Annotated in this window: 16 protein-coding genes; 15 read left to right on the plus strand and 1 reads right to left on the minus strand. The window is 29.5% G+C overall.

The features are described 5' to 3' along the window. Positions 1–15: 15 nt before the first annotated feature. Complete coding sequence (locus ACAN_RS11810) at positions 16–1,830, minus strand: menaquinone biosynthesis decarboxylase (protein ID WP_099333591.1); 1,815 nt, start codon at positions 1,828–1,830, stop codon at positions 16–18. Between the two features lie 74 nt (positions 1,831–1,904). Here ACAN_RS11810 and ACAN_RS11815 point away from each other — a divergent pair, with 74 nt between their 5' ends. The 15 genes from ACAN_RS11815 to ACAN_RS11885 all read left to right on the plus strand — a co-directional run bounded on the left by ACAN_RS11815 (position 1,905) and on the right by ACAN_RS11885 (position 17,687). Continuing rightward, entirely contained in the window at positions 1,905–3,071 is a 1,167-nt protein-coding gene (locus tag ACAN_RS11815) for a MalY/PatB family protein (protein ID WP_099333592.1), read from the plus strand. Positions 3,072–3,222: 151 nt separating this feature from the next. After that, positions 3,223–3,585, plus strand: a complete 363-nt coding sequence (locus ACAN_RS11820) for an NADH-quinone oxidoreductase subunit A (RefSeq protein ID WP_079579949.1) — start codon at positions 3,223–3,225, stop codon at positions 3,583–3,585. Next, entirely contained in the window at positions 3,576–4,094 is a 519-nt protein-coding gene (locus ACAN_RS11825; RefSeq protein ID WP_099333593.1) for an NADH-quinone oxidoreductase subunit B, read from the plus strand. Before ACAN_RS11820 ends, ACAN_RS11825 begins: the two co-directional genes overlap by 10 nt. Continuing rightward, positions 4,087–5,718: an NADH-quinone oxidoreductase subunit D gene (locus tag ACAN_RS11830; protein ID WP_099333594.1), complete on the plus strand. Its 1,632-nt coding sequence runs from the start codon at positions 4,087–4,089 to the stop codon at positions 5,716–5,718. The genes ACAN_RS11825 and ACAN_RS11830 overlap by 8 nt, the downstream gene beginning before the upstream one ends. Continuing rightward, positions 5,718–6,215, plus strand: a complete 498-nt coding sequence (locus ACAN_RS11835) for an NADH-quinone oxidoreductase subunit NuoE family protein (protein ID WP_079579946.1) — start codon at positions 5,718–5,720, stop codon at positions 6,213–6,215. Before ACAN_RS11830 ends, ACAN_RS11835 begins: the two co-directional genes overlap by 1 nt. Beyond that, entirely contained in the window at positions 6,193–7,437 is a 1,245-nt protein-coding gene (gene nuoF / locus ACAN_RS11840) for an NADH-quinone oxidoreductase subunit NuoF (protein ID WP_079579945.1), read from the plus strand. Before ACAN_RS11835 ends, nuoF begins: the two co-directional genes overlap by 23 nt. Positions 7,438–7,452: 15 nt before the next feature. Next, the gene (locus tag ACAN_RS11845) at positions 7,453–8,739 is read left to right on the plus strand and encodes a citrate synthase (RefSeq protein WP_079579944.1); all 1,287 of its coding nucleotides are present in this window, start codon (positions 7,453–7,455) and stop codon (positions 8,737–8,739) included. A 30-nt stretch (positions 8,740–8,769) separates the two neighbouring features. Further along, complete coding sequence (locus ACAN_RS11850) at positions 8,770–10,206, plus strand: NADH-quinone oxidoreductase subunit G (protein WP_099333595.1); 1,437 nt, start codon at positions 8,770–8,772, stop codon at positions 10,204–10,206. After that, the gene (locus ACAN_RS11855; RefSeq protein WP_099333596.1) at positions 10,203–11,486 is read left to right on the plus strand and encodes a complex I subunit 1/NuoH family protein; all 1,284 of its coding nucleotides are present in this window, start codon (positions 10,203–10,205) and stop codon (positions 11,484–11,486) included. Before ACAN_RS11850 ends, ACAN_RS11855 begins: the two co-directional genes overlap by 4 nt. A 1-nt stretch (position 11,487) precedes the next feature. Next, positions 11,488–11,994: a NuoI/complex I 23 kDa subunit family protein gene (locus tag ACAN_RS11860; RefSeq protein WP_099333597.1), complete on the plus strand. Its 507-nt coding sequence runs from the start codon at positions 11,488–11,490 to the stop codon at positions 11,992–11,994. Next, positions 11,987–12,508: an NADH-quinone oxidoreductase subunit J family protein gene (locus ACAN_RS11865; RefSeq protein WP_079579958.1), complete on the plus strand. Its 522-nt coding sequence runs from the start codon at positions 11,987–11,989 to the stop codon at positions 12,506–12,508. The genes ACAN_RS11860 and ACAN_RS11865 overlap by 8 nt, the downstream gene beginning before the upstream one ends. Then, a complete protein-coding gene (nuoK, locus tag ACAN_RS11870; RefSeq protein WP_079579940.1) occupies positions 12,508–12,822 on the plus strand; it encodes an NADH-quinone oxidoreductase subunit NuoK in 315 nt (104 codons plus the stop codon). The genes ACAN_RS11865 and nuoK overlap by 1 nt, the downstream gene beginning before the upstream one ends. Continuing rightward, positions 12,819–14,705, plus strand: a complete 1,887-nt coding sequence (gene nuoL, locus ACAN_RS11875) for an NADH-quinone oxidoreductase subunit L (protein WP_099333598.1) — start codon at positions 12,819–12,821, stop codon at positions 14,703–14,705. Before nuoK ends, nuoL begins: the two co-directional genes overlap by 4 nt. Position 14,706: 1 nt before the next feature. After that, positions 14,707–16,188: a complex I subunit 4 family protein gene (locus tag ACAN_RS11880; RefSeq protein ID WP_099333599.1), complete on the plus strand. Its 1,482-nt coding sequence runs from the start codon at positions 14,707–14,709 to the stop codon at positions 16,186–16,188. Beyond that, positions 16,185–17,687: an NADH-quinone oxidoreductase subunit N gene (locus ACAN_RS11885; RefSeq protein ID WP_099333600.1), complete on the plus strand. Its 1,503-nt coding sequence runs from the start codon at positions 16,185–16,187 to the stop codon at positions 17,685–17,687. The genes ACAN_RS11880 and ACAN_RS11885 overlap by 4 nt, the downstream gene beginning before the upstream one ends. Positions 17,688–17,695 lie beyond the last annotated feature (8 nt).

Below are 17,695 nucleotides of genomic sequence, written 5' to 3' on the forward strand. Positions count from 1 at the left end.
AAAAACTCTTATTTATTATAATTGATATTTTTTCTGAAAATCTTCATCAATATCAATAATTCCTCTTTGTTTTAATGACTCTAAAACCTCTTTTGAACAATCAACATCATCAGGCCATCTTCTTTTAAAATTATCTAACTCATTTTTATTTGTACCATCTAAACAAATCGTACTATCTTGAATATACAAATCTCTATTAGAATCAATATTATTAACTACTCTCCAAAGTAACATATAAGCATTATTTACATCATTTTGATTTTTTGCATCAACTATTATTAATATTTTAATATTTTCAAATAGTGGTTTTAAATCATCAAATAGATACTTTTGATTTCTTTTTTTATCTACAGTTATAACTGTTACTGGATTTTTAGTATCTGTGTAATACTGCTTTAAATCTTTTACCTCATCTGTTATTTCTTGCATTTTTAAAAGTAATTCTTTGTCACTTAAAAGTGTAATTCCAAGTTCATTAATCTCTTCATTTGTACAATCAAGCCCTAACTTTCCACCAATTGCAAATTTTGGACTTGAATGATCAAGTGCATCAACTACACCTTTTGAAATTAACATTTCATCAATATCAATTCTATTTAAAATATATCTAGTTATAGCATCATGATCTTCAAGTTCAGGAGCATCTGCATTAACAAAAATCGCATGTTTAACAAAACTCATTTGCCCTACTCCCCAAAATGCATGCATCATTTGACTTGCATGACCTGGATATAAAGTTTTGATTTTAGCAATAATGAAATTATGGAAAACACCATTTTCAGGCATATAATAATCTATTAAATCAGGTGCTGTTGTTTTAAGTAATGGCAAGAAAATTCTCTCTGTTGCAAAACCCATATATTTATCTTCTAAAGGTGGTTTACCAACAACTGTTGCTAAATATGTTGGCTCTTTTTTATGTGTTATTGCAGTTACTTCCATAAATGGATACTCTTCTTCTAAAGTGTAATATCCAGTATGATCACCAAATGGACCTTCAATTCTTAGTTTACTTGTATCAACAAAGCCCTCAATTATAAAATCATTATCTCTTGGTACATAAATATCATTTGTTATTGATTTTACAAGTTGTGCATTTTTATTTTTAACAAAACCATATAACATCAATTCAAAAATACCAATAGGAAGTGGTGCTTGTCCACACCAAATATACATAGGATCTCCACCTATTCCAATAGATACTGGCATTTTTTTACCAGCTTTTTTATATTCATGGAAAAAATGATTAGAGTCTTTATGTATTTGCCAATGCAATCCTAAAGTATTATCTTCATAAACTTGAAGTCTATACATTCCTAAGTTTTTCATTTCACCATTTAGTGAAGTTGTATAAACTTGTCCCATTGTAATAAAAGGACCACCATCTTGTTCCCAAGTTGTTAAAATTGGTAATTCACTTAAGTTTGCATCACTTCCAAGTTTAATAACTTCTTGACACTCCCCTCTACCTTTACTTTTCTTAGGAATTGTATTTTTAAGTGCAAATAATTTTCCAAATGTAGAAAGCTTTTCACTAAAAGTTGTTGGAGGCTTCATTTTTAATAAAGACTCTATCTCTTTTCCAATTTTATTTCCATCACCTATAAAAAGTTCAACTGCTTTTTTTGAACCAAATACATTCATTAAAACGGGAATATCAAATTTTTTTCCACTTTTTTTATCAACTGGATTTGTAAAAAGTATAGCTTTTGAATCTTTTTTCTTAACTTCTACATAAGCAACATGGGGAATTTCCAAGTTTATATCCAACTCATCATCAATAATTTTCAACAAATTATGCTTTTTTAACAATTCAATTGCTTTTTTCATATGAAACCTTATTAGTAATTAATCTTATTTTTATATCATTATATCTATAAAAAATAGTTTATGGTAGAGGTAAAATGAAAAAATATAATTTTGATGAGTATATTAATAGAAAAAATAGTGATTGTGTTAAGTATGATGGCTTAAAAAAATATTTTCATGTAGAAGATGCAAGACCAATGTGGGTTGCAGATATGGATTATCAAACTCCACAATTTATACTTGATGATTTAAAAAAAGTTTTTGACAAAAAGATACTTGGTTATCCAATAGTTAGTAATAAAGTATATGATAGTATAATTTCATGGTATAAAAAAAGACATGAAATTTCAAATTTTACTGAAAATGATATCCTTTTAACAAGTGGTGTTGTTACAGCACTAAGTGCTTGTATTGAGGCTTTTAGCAATAAAGATGATGAAGTAATTATTCAAACACCAGTATATTTTCCTTTTTTCTCTGTTGTAAAAGACAATAATAGAAAATTAATATTAAATCCATTAAAAAATTCTGATGATTATTACACTATGGATTTTAAAGATTTAGAAAATAAAATAACTTCAAAAACAAAACTTTTAATTTTATGCTCACCACATAATCCAGTAGGTAGAGTATGGAGCAAAGAAGAACTTTTAAAATTGGCTAAAATATGTTATGAAAATAGTATAACAATAATAAGTGATGAAATACATTCAGATTTAGTCTTTAAAAAATTTACCTCTTTTTTACATCTTGAAGATAAATATTTAGATAATCTAATAATATTAAACTCTCCTAGTAAAACTTTTAATCTTGCAGGATTAAATAGCTCATATATTATTTGTAAAAATAGTACTCTAAAAAATAAATTAAATAAAACAATCCAAAAAAGACATATTGGCTCTGTAAATATATTTGGACTTGAATCAATAATATCTGCATACAATAAAGGTGAAGAGTGGCTAGAGTTTTTACTTCAATACTTAAAAGACAATATAAACTATGTTGATGATTTTTTAAAAGAGAATAAAAGTAGCATAAGCTTTAATAAACCAGAAGCAACATATTTACTTTGGCTAAATTTTTTAAAAATCAATGATTCACATGAGAATATTTTTGACAGACTTTTAAATAATGCTAAGCTTGCATTAAATGATGGTTCAACTTTTGGCAAAGAAGCAAAAGGCTATTTTAGGCTAAATATAGCACTTAGTAAAAATGAATTAATTAAATCACTTTCTTATTTAAATAATGAATTTAATTGACATATTTAAGTTAGAAAAAATGTTATTTTTAAAGTATTACATTTTTTCTCACTATTTTAATGAATGTGTAAAATAATCTTATAATACCTTTATACTTACTATAAAATATTGTACAATCGAAACATAATAAAACTATATGGGAAGAAGTACAATGTCAACAGAACTACTTTTAGCGACGAGTGTCTTTATAATTATGGGATTAGTATTAACGGGCGTATTCGTGCTCACTAGATACTTAGGACCTAATAACAAAGATAACAAACAAAAAAACACAGTATACGAAAGTGGGGTTTCAAACCCAGTAGGTACTACAAATCTTAGATTTTCAATCAAATTCTATTTAGTAGCAATTCTTTTTGTAATTTTCGATGTAGAAATTATTTTTATGTTTCCTTGGGCAGTAAATATTAGAGAACTAGGATTTTTAGGCCTAGCAGAAATGTTTATGTTTATGGCATTACTTTTTGCAGGATTAATTTATATTTATAAGAAAAAGGCGTTATCATGGGATTAGGAGCAGAGTCATCATTTGGAGATTCAATAATCACAACAAAACTAGATCATGCAATAAATTGGGGTAGATCATACTCTTTGTGGCCGATGGTATTTGGTACTGCATGCTGTGGTATTGAGTTCATGTCTGTAGTTGGTGCAAAATATGACCTTTCAAGATTTGGTGCAGAGGTTGTAAGATTCTCTCCAAGACAAGCAGATTTAATGATTGTAGCTGGGACTATTACATATAAACAAGCACCAATTTTAAAAAAAATCTATGATCAAATGTGTGAACCTAAATGGGTTATATCAATGGGAGCATGTGCATGTTCTGGTGGATTTTATGACAATTATACAACGGTCCAAGGAATTGATGAAATTATTCCTGTTGATGAGTATGTATCAGGTTGTCCTCCAAGACCAGAAGCTGTTTTAGATGCTGTAATGAGAGTTCAAGAAAAAGCTCAAAGAGAATCAGTACTTGAAGATAGAGAAAAAAGAGAGTACAAAGGAATTTTAGATGCATAAAAATGAAATTTTAATCAATGCAAATGAAATAAGAAATACAATTTCTAAATTAAAAAAAGATGGTTATCCTCTTTTATTAGATATTACTGTAATTGATTATTTAGAGTATCCTGATGTAACTCCTAACAGATTTGCTGTTGTATATATTTTAAGAGATCATACATTTAAAAAGTTTATAACAGTAAAAGCTTTTGTTGATGATATAACTTTAACAGTTGATTCTATTTCAGATATGTATTATAGTGCTAATTGGGCTGAAAGAGAAGCATATGACCAGTATGGAATAATATTTAAAGGTCACAAAAACTTAAAAAGAGTTCTTAATCACCACCAGTTTAAAGGTCATCCATTAAGAAAAGATTATCCAGTAACTAAAAGACAATTATGTACTCAAACAGAAGATCTAATGGATGAAATGACTCCATTACTTGAATCTTATGGATATAACAAAGAAGATCATGAAGATTTAATGTTTTTAAATGTTGGACCATCACACCCAGCAAGTCACGGTACTATTAGAAACTTTTTAGCAATGGAGGGTGAAACAATTAAAGCTTGTGTAACAGAAGTAGGTTATTTGCATAGAGGCTTTGAAAAAGCATGTGAAACACACACCTATTCACAGGTAATTCCTTATACAGATAGACTTAACTACTGTAGTGCTATTTTAAATAATATTGGATATTCAAAAGCAATTGAAGATATGTTAGGAATTGATATAACTGCGCGTGCTAAAATGATTAGAATTATAATTGGTGAACTAAGTAGAATAATTGATCATTTAGTATGTAATGCAGCAAATATGGTTGACCTTGGTGGACTTACAAACTTTTGGTACTTATTTGCTCCAAGAGATAAAAGTTATACTTTATTATCAAAACTAACAGGTGCAAGACTTACAAACTCATATACAAGAATTGGTGGTTTAGAGTTTGATTTATATGATGGGTTTGAAGAAGATTTAAATGAAGTATTAAAAGATGTAGAAAATGGAATAAATGATGCTTTATCGCTAGTAGAACACAATAGAATTTTCCATGATAGAACTCAAGATGTTGGCGTTATAAATGATGAGTTCGCAATTAGTGCAGGAGTTACAGGACCTAATTTAAGAGCCTCAGGAGTAGCTTTTGATTTAAGAAAAGATGCTCCATATTATGGTTATGAAAATTTTGATTTTGATGTAGCAATTGGAAGCCATGGTGATGTGTATGATAGAGTAATGGTAAAATTTGAAGAGATTAGACAATCAATAAGAATAATCAAACAAGCTATGAAAGAGCTTCCTGATGGACCTTTAAATGTGAATCACCAAGGAGTATTACTTCCTGATAAAAAAGATGTTTATGGAAATATTGAAGGTTTAATGAATCAGTTTAAACTTACTTTTGAGGGTATTAAAGTTCCAAAAGGTGAGTACTATGGATATACTGAGGGTGCAAATGGAGAGTTAGGTTTTCATGTAACAAGTGATGGAACAGGAACACCTTATAAAGTAAAATGTCGTCCACCAAGCTTCTACTCTCTTGGAGCATACTCAAGAATTGTTGAGGGTGGAATGTTAGCAGATGCTGTTATTACAATGGCAAGTATGAACTTTATTGCAGGGGAGTTTGATAGATAATGAGTAAATTTAAATATACACCTGAAAATGAAGCAAAGTTTCAAGAGCAAATAAAAAGATATCCAAATAGTAACTCTATGATGCTTCCAGCTTTATGGTTAGTTCAAGAACAAGAGGGTTGGGTAAGTCCAGATGCAATGATTTATGTTGCAGAAAAACTAAATAAATCTCCAATTGAAGTTTATGAGTTTGCAACATTTTATACAATGTTTAATCTAAAACCTATTGGAACATACCATATTGAACTATGTAAAACATTGTCATGTATGGTTATGGGTGCTCCTGAATTAAAAAAGTTTATAAAAGAGACAATTGGTATAAATCCAGGAGAAACAAGCGAAGATGGTTTATTTCATTTTAGTGAAGTTGAGTGCTTAGGTGCATGTGGTGGAGCTCCAATGTTTGCACTAAATGGACAATACCACGAGAATCAAAGTGTTGAGTCATTAAAGAATGTAATTGAGGAGTGCAAAAATGCTAGTAAAAGTAGTAAGTAAAAACTTTGATATTCCTAATTCACATAAATTAGAAGTAGCAAAAGATAATGGAAGATACTCTTCAATACAAAAACTATTTACAATGGCACCAGAAGATGTAATTGAAGAAGTTACAAACTCAGGGCTTAGAGGTAAAGGTGGTGGTGGAGCACCATGTGGTCCAAAATGGAAACTAATGCCAAAAGATGATCCAAGACCAGCATATTTAATTGTTAATGGAGATGAATCTGAACCAGGAACATTTAAAGATAGACAAATTTTTCAATATGATCCACACCTTTTAATTGAGGGAATAATATGTTCATCTTATGCAATGAATATTCATGATGCATATATTTATGTAAGAGGTGAATATAAATGGTTTATTGATAGATTAAATGAAGCTATTAAAGAAGCATATGAAGCTGGAATTATTGGTGAAAAAGTTATGGGTCATGATTATAGAATGGACATAACAGTTCACAGAGGTGGTGGAGCATATATTTGTGGTGAAAAATCAGCACTTATTGAATCACTTGAGGGAAAACGTGGACATCCAAGATTAAAACCACACCAAAAAGAGTGTGAATGGTTTTTTGATAATCCTGCTACTGTAAATAATGTAGAAACAATTGCAACTGTTCCTTTTATTGTAGAAAAAGGTTATGAAGCTTACACAGCATACGGAACTGAAAAGTCACCTGGAACTATGTTATTTGCAATGAGTGGACCTGTTAAAAATCCAGGTGTTTATGAATTAGCATTTGGTAATAAGATGATTGATGTAATCAATAAAATTGGTGGAGGGATGAAAGAAGGTAAAAAGCTTAAAGCTGTAATTCCTGGAGGTTCATCTTGTCCAATTTTAACTGCACAAGAAGTTGAAGAAGCAGTGTTAGATTATGAATCAATGTGGAATATTGGTTCAACACTTGGTACAGGAGGAATGATTGTAATTGATGAAGATATGAGTATGATTGATGTAGCTAAAAACTTAATTGAGTTTTATCATCATGAATCTTGTGGACAATGTACACCTTGTAGAGAGGGCTGTGGCTGGATTGATAAGATACTTGCAAAAGTATTAGCTGGTGAGGGAACACAAAAAGACTTAGATACTATTTTAGATGTTTGTGAAACAATGAATGGTAAAACTATATGTGTTTTTGCACCTGCTGTTAAAGATATAATTAAAAGTATAATTATCAAATTTAAAGATGAATTTATAAAAGAATTTAAATAAACCTAGGAGAAAATTATGGCAAAGAATACAATGACATTAACTGACAATAGAAGTGGAAAGTCTTTTGAGTACAATATTATTGATGGTACTAGAGGACCAAGTGTTGTAGATATTAGAAGTTTCTATAAGGACTCTGGAATGTTTACATACGATCCAGGTTATACTTCAACAGCTTCTTGTGAATCTAAAATTACATTCATTGATGGAGAAAACTCAGAGTTAAGATATAGAGGTTATGATATTGCTGATCTTGCTGGAAAGAGATCATATCTTGATGTTTCATATTTACTTATGATGGGAAGACTTCCAACAAAAGCTGAATCAGAAGATTTTGATTTAGAGATTAGACATAGATCATTTTTAAATGAAGGTATTATTAGATTATTTGATGCTTTACCAGATGGTGCACATCCAATGGCTACAATGGGAGCTGCAACTACTGCTTTATCTGCATTTTATAAAGATCATTTACATTTAGAAGATGAAGAAGAATTCAAAACAATGAGAAGAAGAATCTTAGCTAAAATGCCTACAATTGCTGCTATGGCATATAGAAACTCTATTGGTACTCCATTGATTTATCCAGATGTAAATAAATATTTCACAGAAAACTTTTTATATATGCTAAGAGCTTATCCAGGTGGAAATATGAAGTACCTTGGTGGTGGAAAGAATGATGAAATTAAACAAGTTGAAGTTGATGCACTTGATGCAATATTAACACTTCATGCTGACCATGAACAAAATGCATCTACAACAACAGTTAGAAATGTAGGTTCTACAGAAGCTCATCCATATGTTGCTATTTCATCAGGTATTGCTGCTTTATGGGGAAGTGCACATGGTGGAGCAAATGAAAAAGTAATGGATCAATTAAGATTAATTGGTGATGTTAAAAATGTTCCATCTTACATTGCAAAAGCAAAAGATAAAAATGATCCATTTAGACTTATGGGATTTGGACATAGAGTTTATAAAAATAGAGATCCAAGAGCAGAAACTCTAAAAAAATTACAAGATCAATTAAAAGAAGAATTAAATCTAGATTCTAAATTACTAGATATTGCACATGCAGTTGAAGAAGCAGCTTTAAGTGATAGTTACTTTAGAGATAGAGGTTTATATCCTAATATTGACTTTTATTCAGGTGTAATATTAACAGCACTTAAAATTCCTGTTGCAATGTTTACTCCAATCTTTGTTATTGGAAGAATTCCTGGATGGATTTCTCAATGGTCTGAATTAAAACAAGATCCAACTCACAAAATAGCTAGACCAAGACAATTATATACAGGTAACTAGAAAATAGTTACCTAAAGGAGATAACAAAACATGAGTGAAATGGTTAAAATATCAGTAAACGGAGAAGAATTAGAAGCTGCTAAAGGTAGTCTTTTAATTGATACTTTATTAGATGAGAATATACATATTCCTCATTTTTGCTATCACCAAGCACTAGGGAAAGATGGAAATTGTAGAATGTGCATGGTAGAAATTGAGGGGCAAAAAAGACCTCAAATTGCATGTGATACACCTATTAAAGATGGTATGAGTGTAAGAACAAAGGGTGAGAATATAGAAAAAGTTAGAAGAGATATTTTAGAACTTCAACTAATCAATCACCCAATAGACTGCCCTACTTGTGATCAAGCAGGCGAATGTAAATTACAAGATTACTATATGGAATCAGGTTTCTATGACTCAAGAGTGAATGTTGATAGTAAAAATCATGCAAGAAAAAGAGTTGATCTTGGTGCAAATGTTATGCTTGACCAAGAAAGATGTGTTCTTTGTACAAGATGTGTAAGATTTTGTTCTGATATAACAGGAACAAATGAATTAGGTGTAATAAATAGAGCTGATCACTCAGTAATTGGGACTTTTCCTGGGAAACCACTTTCTAATCCGTATGCTATGAATGTGGTTGATTTATGTCCAGTTGGAGCATTAACATCAAAAGATTTTAGATTCCAACAAAGAGTATGGTTTCTTGAAAGCTTTAATGCAATTTGTAATGGCTGTTCAAAAGGGTGTAATATCCATGTTGATCATAGAAAAGAGAAATATAAAGATGATCAGATTTTTAGATTTAGGCCAAGAGTAAATAAAGAAGTAAATGGTCATTTTATCTGTGATGAGGGAAGATTGTCTTATCACAATGAGAATAAAAATAGATTTACAAATGCAATAGTTGATTCAAAAGAGTCAACAGTTGAAAATAGTATTGCTTCAATGTTTAAACTTATTGCTACAAATAAAGAAGCACTATTTGTATTAGGACCAAATCTTTCTTGTGAAGAGATACAAAATATAAAAGCTTTAGCTAATATGGTAAAAGCAAATATAAGTGGATATTCACCAAACTATATTGATGAATCATTTGGTGATGACTATTTGAAAAAAAATGACAAAAGTGCAAATAGAGCTGCATTTAAAGAGTATCAAATAAGTGAAGAGGAAAAAGAGTTTAAAGAAAATTTAGATAAATCTTCATTGGTTGTAGTTTTTGATAGTAGTCTCTTTGATGATAATTTAGCCTTATTGGAAAATAAAAAAGTAGTTAGTTGTTTCTCACATAATTGTATGACAATTAAAAAATCAAATGTAGCAATTGCTATTTCATCATTTTATGAAAAAAGTGGAACATACATTAATTGTGATGGTGTAAAACAAAAAGTTATCTCTAAAATGAATAAAGAAAATCCAGCCTTATCTATTACTTCACTTATTGAAGAGATGAAAAGCATGGTTGAAAAAGGAAATATATGACAACAGTTTCTTTAGTAGTTATTATTATAAATATTCATATTGCATTGATTTTAGCAACAGGAATGACTCCTATTTTAGTATGGTGGGAAAGAAGAGTTGCAGGTTTTATTCAAGATAGAGCTGGTCCAAATAGATGTAATATTGGCCCAATTAGACTTGGTGGACTAATACAAAGTATTGCAGATATGTTAAAGTTAGTATTTAAAGAAGATTTTATGCCTAGTCATATTAGATATAAATTTTTCTTTACATTAGCTCCTATTATACTATTCTTTTGTATATTTTTAACATTTGGAGTTATACCTTTTGCAGATGATTTAATAATTGACAATCAATCACATATGATGCAAGCACTACCAATGGGACTTGGTATTATGTGGTTTTTAGCATTTGCTGGTTTATCAACTTATGGAATTATTTTAGGTGGATATTCATCTGGAAGTAAATATGGTATTTTAAGTTCTATTCGAGCAACAGCACAAGTTATATCATATGAAGCAGCTATGGCTTTATCAGTTATCTCTATGATATTAACATATGGTTCAATTCATTTAGGAGATATGGTTGTAGCACAAGGAGAACTATTATTTGGTTTTATTCCTGCTTGGGGTATATTCTTACAACCTTTAGCAGCACTTATTTTTATTGTTACTGCATTTGCAGAAGCTAATAGAGCTCCTTTTGATTTAGCAGAAGGTGAGTCAGAAATTGTTGCAGGTTACCACACTGAATATTCTGCTATGAGATTTGGACTTTTTCAAGTTGGTGAGTTAGCAGCACTTTGTGCAGCAAGTGCTATTATTGTAACACTATTTTTTGGTGGATATCAAATTCCATGGTTAGATACTCAAGCTCTTAAAAGTAATATTGATTATGTGATGATTGCAATCATGATATTAGTTCCTATAAAAATCTTTATTTTAACTTCATGGATGAAGAAGAATAATAATTGGGAAGATCCTACGGATATAAGAGCAAAAGAGACTGGAATTTTAAATAAAGTATTTTGGGCAATTGCTATTATTACTGTTGCTTTATTTGCTTGGTTTTTATTAACAGGCTTAAGTCAAAATGGTGTAGCAATTACAGTTGCAGTACTTCAAGTTTTAACTTTTATTATTAAGTTTTTTCTTGTTGCTTTAGTTTTTATCTGGATTAGATGGACACTGTTAAGATTTAGATACGACCAACTTCAAATGTTAGGTTGGAAAGTGTTATTACCTTTATCATTATTAAATATTGTAATAACAGCAACATATATTGTAGTTACAGGAAGTTAATATGGGAATTAAAATAGTACCAAGACACGGAAAGTCGCTAAAAGATAAACTATATCTACCAGCTATTGCAGGTGGAATGAAGACAACTTTTAAGCACTTTGTTAAAAATTTAAAAGATACATCAAATCTTAGAACAATGTCATACCCAGAAGTACAACCTAATGACTTAAATGAAAGATACAGAGGTGTACATAGACTTACCAAGTGGGATGATGGAAGTGAAAAGTGTGTTGCATGTTATATGTGCGCAACAGCTTGTCCGGCAAACTGTATTTTCATTGATGCCCAAGAGAGATTTGATGGAGTTGCTGAAAAAAGACCAAAACAGTTCAAAATTGACCTTTTAGAGTGTGTTTATTGTGGATATTGCGTTGAAGCTTGTCCTTGCGATGCAATTAGAATGGATACAGGAATCTTTTCATTTACAGGCTCTTCAAGAGAAGAGTTTGTAGTTGATAAAGACTACTTAATGTCAAATGAACGTTCAAAGGATTTAAATGATGGCTGATATAGTTTTTGTAGCACTAAGTATATTTGCAATAGCTGGTGCAATTGCAATGCTAGTTAATAAAAGTCCAATCTATAGTGCATTAGGTTTATTAATAACTATGCTATCAATTGGTGGATTATTTGCCCTATTGAGTGCAAGCTTCTTATTTATGGTTCAAATAATTGTTTATGCAGGTGCAATTATGACTCTAATTCTTTTTATTTTAATGTTTCTTAACATTAAAGAAGAAGATTTGCCAAAAGAACCAAAAAAATACTCATTAATTGGCTTAGGTGTCCTTTTAGTTTTACCTTTAAATATTTTAGTTTTAAAAGCAGTATCAAATCTACCTGAAAAAGATTTAAATATTGTAGAGGGTAACTTTGGAGATATAAAACCTGTTGGCTTAGCACTTTATAATAATTGGCTAATAGCATTTGAGCTTATATCAGTACTATTATTAGTTGCGCTAGTAGGTTCAATTGTTCTTGCAAAAAAAAGAAAACCTAAAGAAAATAAAGGAGAACAATAATGATAAGTTTATCATCATATGCATTTGTTTCAATGATGCTATTTTCAATAGGTGTTATTGGTGTTATTGCAAGAAAAAATATCTTTGTAATTTATATGTCAATAGAACTAATGCTAAATGGTATTACACTATTTTTAGTTACATTTGCTAGATATCATTTTAATTTAGATGCACAAGTAATGACAGTTCTTGTAATTGCAATAGCTGCTGCTGAAGCTGCAATTTTCTTATCAGTAATTATTTTATTATTTAGATCTAAAAAATCACTAGATACAGATATCTTTACTACACTAACACAAGGAGAAAATTCATGAATACTCCTTTATTAGTTTGGATAATTTTAGCTCCTTTATTAGGTGCTATTTTAAATGCAGGGTTTTATTTTTATCATATAAAAAAGCAAAAAATCTCTGATAAAATATTCTCAATTATTGGTACAGGAACACCTTTAATTGCATTTTTAATTACACTTTATCTATTTTTACAGATGAAAGAAGAAGGTGTAATTTTCACTCAAAACTTATTTACTTGGATTTCAATTGGTGATTTAACAATTCAAATGAGTTTTCTTGGAGATAACCTTGCAATTTTTATGTCAATGTTTGTTACATTTGTTGGATGGCTTATTCACATTTATGCAATTGGATATATGAAAGGCGATGATGGCTTTGGAAAGTTTTTTGCTTATTTTAACTTATTTTTAGCATCAATGTTAATCTTAGTATTAGCAGATAATCCTATTATTTTATTTATAGGTTGGGAAGGTGTTGGAGTTTGTTCTTATCTTCTAATTGCATTTTATTATGGGGATAAAGAGAATGTTATTGCAGGAAATAAAGCTTTTATTGCAAATAGAGTTGGAGATTTTGGATTTTTATTAGGTGTTGTAACTCTATTTTTTGCTGTAGGTGCAGATTCACTTAGCTTTTCTACAATAGAAGCAAATATATCAAATGCTTCAAGTGAATTATTAATACTATCTGGTTTCTTACTATTTGTTGGGGCAATGGGAAAATCAGCACAAATTCCATTATATGTATGGCTTCCTGATGCAATGGCAGGACCAACACCAATTTCGGCACTTATTCACGCAGCAACAATGGTAACAGCTGGTGTTTATATGGTTGCAAGATTTCACTTTTTATATAGTGGAATTGAAAACATTGGCCTATTTATTGCTTATATTGGTGCATTTTCTGCTTTATTTGCAGCTATTATTGCAACAAAACAACAAGATATTAAAAAAATACTTGCGTACTCTACTATGTCTCAATTAGGATATATGTTTATAGCTGTTGGTCTTGGTTTTTATAGTTCAGGGCTATTTCATGTATTTACACATGCATTCTTTAAAGCAATGTTATTTATGGGTGCTGGTGGTATTATTATTGCACTTCATCATGAACAAAATATCTTTAAAATTGCACAACACAGAGCTCAATTACCAATTATTCATTTTACATTCTTAGTTGGTGTAATTGCAATTTCTGGTATTCCTCCATTTTCAGGTTTCTTTTCAAAAGATGCGATTTTAGCAGCAGCTTTCCAAGAAGGTGAATACTTAATTTGGGGAATTGGAATGTTTACAGCATTTTTAACAGCATTTTATATGTTTAGATTATATTTTATTATTTTTGTGGCTCCAACTAAAAATGTTTCACAGCATATTTATACATCTAAAACTATTACATTTCCACTATTAGTATTATCTATTGGTGCAATTGCAGCAGGATTTTTAAACTTTCCAGCAATTTTTGGAGGAGAAGCGATGGTTGATGCATGGCTTACTCAATTAAATTCAAATGCAATTCACATGTCTCACTCAACTGAGTATATTTTAATGGCAGCTTCTATTATTGTAGCAGTTGCGGGTATTTTAGTTGCATATAAAAAATATGCAAAATTTGATATTTATAAACCAGAGAGTGAAGAAGGAATTATTGCAAATAAATTCTATGTTGATGAGTTTTATGACAAAATCTTTGTACAAGCAAGTAAAAAATTAAGTACATTTATTGATAAAGTAGTTGATGAAAAGATTATTGACGGATTTATTATGACTGTTTGCAATGAGTTTGTTTCATTTGGAAAAAAAGTTGCAACTATTCAAAATGCAAATGTTAGATTCTATGCAGGATTTATGTTAGTTGGAATGAGTTGTATCTTTGTATATTTATATATTTTGTTAGGATTGTAGTATGAGTGCAGATGTTTTATCTTTTATAATATTTTTACCAGCAGTTGTAGCCTTTGGATTAATGATTACAACTAAAAATGTTGAAGCTGTTAGAAATATAGCTTTTTTAGCAACTACAGTTGTTTTAGCTTTAGTGTTAAAGCTATATTTAGAGTTTGAACCAAGTGCAGGTATGCAGTTTGTGACAAATGCCTCATGGATTAGTAGTTATGGAATTAACTATTACATTGGTGTTGATGGTTTTTCATTAACAATTTTAATGATGATTGCCATATTAATACCAACTTCATATTTACTTTTATGGGAAGGAAGAACAAAAGGTTATTGGATTAACCTACTTCTAGTACAAACAGGTGTAACAGGTTCACTTTTAGCACTTGATGTTGTACTATTTTACTTCTTTTGGGAAGTTATGCTTCTACCAGTATTTTTATTAATTGGTATATATGGTTTTGGTAATAAAGTATTTACAACAATAAAAGTTACTGTTTATACAATGGCAGGTTCATTATTAATGTTTGTAGCTATTTTATATCTTGGTGTTGCTTTTAATTCAGAGTATGGTTACTGGTCATTTCAATACAATGATCTTATGAAAATAACAACACTAAGTTATGAAGAGAATATTTGGTTATTTTTAGCATTTCTTGCAGCTTTTGCTATTAAAATTCCAATATTTCCTTTACATACGTGGATTATGGAAACATATAAAAATGCTCCAACTGGTGCAGTATTTTTATTATCATCAATAATGGCTAAATTAGGTGTTTATGCAATTGTAAGATTTATGATTCCTATTTTTCCTGATATTTATGTAGAATTTTCAATGTGGTTTGTTATATTTGGTCTATTTGGGCTTATTTATTTTGGTATAGCTGCCCTTATGCAAGATGATATCAAAAGAATGTTTGCATACTCTTCTGCATCACATTTAAGTTTTATTTCTGCTGGTATTTTTTCATTGAATGAGTATGGAATTAATGGTGCATTATATTTAATTATTGCCCATGCAATTGCAACAGGTGCACTATTTTTACTTGTTGGTATTATTCATGAAGAAACAGGAACAAAATCTATTAAGCAATTAGGTGGTATTGCAAAAACTGCACCAATATTCACAGTTATATTTGCAATTATGTTATTTGCAAATGTAGGTCTACCAGGAACAAATGGATTTGTATCTGAATTACTAATTATTTTTGGTATTTATGAATTTAATCATACTTTAGGTTATATTTCAGCTCTTACAGTAATTATTGGAGCTTCTTATATGTTGTGGATGTTTCAAAGAGCTATTTTACAAAATAGAGATGGCGAGTGCTTAAAAATGAGAGATTTGAAAATAAAAGAGATTATTGGCTTAACTCCATGGATTATTTTAGTATTCTTAATGGGTATTTATCCTGATATATTTATAGATAAATTTGAGCCAACTGTGACTCATTATATAAATGACATTTTAAAAATTGGAGCGATGAAATGAATCAACTAATCTTAATAATGCCAATTTTAATAATTTTATCAGCAAGTGTTATATTAATGCTTTTAAGTGTATATGACAAATATTCTACAAAGAATTTTATTGTTATATCATCGATATTTTTAATTATAGCTTTAGGTTTTTCTATTTTCTCATTTGAAGATATGTATTCAATAAAAGTGTATAGTGATATATTTAATAATGTACTAATTTTTGATTCGTTTTCAAACTTTTTTACAATATTACTTATTTTAGGTACTTTACTTACAATACTAATTGGAGAACACTACTTTTTACATAGAAAATATTTTAAAGGTGAATTTTTTACTATTTTAATGTTTGCTCTATTTGGAATGATTTTATTAGCTAATTCAAATGAGTTATTAACAGCATTTATAGCCCTTGAAATAGCTTCATTTTCAGTATATGTAATGGTAGGATATAACAGTGATGACAATAAAAGAGTTGAAGCAATTTTTAAATATTTAGTTTTAGGTTCTTTTATAGGTGCATTTTACTTATTAGGTACTGTATTAATTTATGGTGCTACACAAACAACAAATTTAAGTGAAATTTCAACATATATAGCAACACATAGTGGTGCAGAATTAAACTTAGTTTATATAGGAATTACTTTAATTTTATTTACTTTTCTTTTTAAAATTGCAGCATTTCCATTCCAATCATGGGTATTAGATGTATATAGAGGTGCACCTATGATTATTACTGCATATATGGCATCTGTATTTAAAATAGCTATTTTCTCATTTTTCTTAAGAGTATTCTTACAAGATATTGCTTCTATTATTGATTTTTGGGATACTATAATGTATGTACTTGTTATTTTAACTTTAGTATTTGGTACATGGTTAGCAGTAACACAAAAAATTGTAAAAAGAATGTTAGCAGCATCATCAATCGTACATACAGGATATTTATTATTGGCATTTCTTGCATTGGGACAAAATGGTGAAGCAGCATATGCAACTATGTTTTATTTAATTGCTTATTTAGTTACAGCTATTGGTGCATTTGGATTAATTTCGCATATTATTTCTGAAACAAGTGTTAGAGTTACATATGATGATTTTAAAGGTTTATCAAAAGAAAGACCATTTTTAGCAGCAATGATGACTATATTTCTTTTAAGTTTAGCAGGTATTCCATCAACTATTGGTTTTATTGGAAAATTTTATGTATTTACAGAAGCAATTAATGCAGGATTTGCAGCACTTGCAGTATTAGCAATATTTGCAACAATTGTATCTGTTTATTACTATTTTAGACTTATTGCAACAATGTATTTTTATCCAGCAAATGCATCTTGTGAAAGTGTAGGATTTAATGACAAAAGAGTATCAACATATGTAATTGCATTCTTAGCAATAGTTACAATTTTAGGTGGTATTGGTAGTGCTATTGTATTTTTTATTCCAATTCCAAGTATTGATACAATAATAGAAATTTCGCAAATGACTGTTAGATCATTATTTATAAAATAGTATGTGTT

Source organism: Malaciobacter canalis, assembly GCF_008000835.1.
In the GTDB taxonomy this organism is placed as follows: Bacteria; Campylobacterota; Campylobacteria; order Campylobacterales; family Arcobacteraceae; genus Malaciobacter; species Malaciobacter canalis.

Coding starts and splice junctions, on each gene's coding strand:
- ACAN_RS11860 (WP_099333597.1), top strand. CDS start 11,488: ATGGGAATTAAAATAGTACCAAGACACGGAAAGTCGCTAAAAGATAAA.
- nuoF (WP_079579945.1), top strand. CDS start 6,193: ATGCTAGTAAAAGTAGTAAGTAAAAACTTTGATATTCCTAATTCACAT.
- ACAN_RS11885 (WP_099333600.1), top strand. CDS start 16,185: ATGAATCAACTAATCTTAATAATGCCAATTTTAATAATTTTATCAGCA.
- ACAN_RS11835 (WP_079579946.1), top strand. CDS start 5,718: ATGAGTAAATTTAAATATACACCTGAAAATGAAGCAAAGTTTCAAGAG.
- ACAN_RS11855 (WP_099333596.1), top strand. CDS start 10,203: ATGACAACAGTTTCTTTAGTAGTTATTATTATAAATATTCATATTGCA.
- ACAN_RS11815 (WP_099333592.1), top strand. CDS start 1,905: ATGAAAAAATATAATTTTGATGAGTATATTAATAGAAAAAATAGTGAT.
- nuoK (WP_079579940.1), top strand. CDS start 12,508: ATGATAAGTTTATCATCATATGCATTTGTTTCAATGATGCTATTTTCA.
- ACAN_RS11880 (WP_099333599.1), top strand. CDS start 14,707: ATGAGTGCAGATGTTTTATCTTTTATAATATTTTTACCAGCAGTTGTA.
- ACAN_RS11825 (WP_099333593.1), top strand. CDS start 3,576: ATGGGATTAGGAGCAGAGTCATCATTTGGAGATTCAATAATCACAACA.
- ACAN_RS11810 (WP_099333591.1), bottom strand. CDS start 1,830: ATGAAAAAAGCAATTGAATTGTTAAAAAAGCATAATTTGTTGAAAATT.
- ACAN_RS11830 (WP_099333594.1), top strand. CDS start 4,087: ATGCATAAAAATGAAATTTTAATCAATGCAAATGAAATAAGAAATACA.
- ACAN_RS11820 (WP_079579949.1), top strand. CDS start 3,223: ATGTCAACAGAACTACTTTTAGCGACGAGTGTCTTTATAATTATGGGA.
- ACAN_RS11845 (WP_079579944.1), top strand. CDS start 7,453: ATGGCAAAGAATACAATGACATTAACTGACAATAGAAGTGGAAAGTCT.
- ACAN_RS11850 (WP_099333595.1), top strand. CDS start 8,770: ATGAGTGAAATGGTTAAAATATCAGTAAACGGAGAAGAATTAGAAGCT.
- ACAN_RS11865 (WP_079579958.1), top strand. CDS start 11,987: ATGGCTGATATAGTTTTTGTAGCACTAAGTATATTTGCAATAGCTGGT.
- nuoL (WP_099333598.1), top strand. CDS start 12,819: ATGAATACTCCTTTATTAGTTTGGATAATTTTAGCTCCTTTATTAGGT.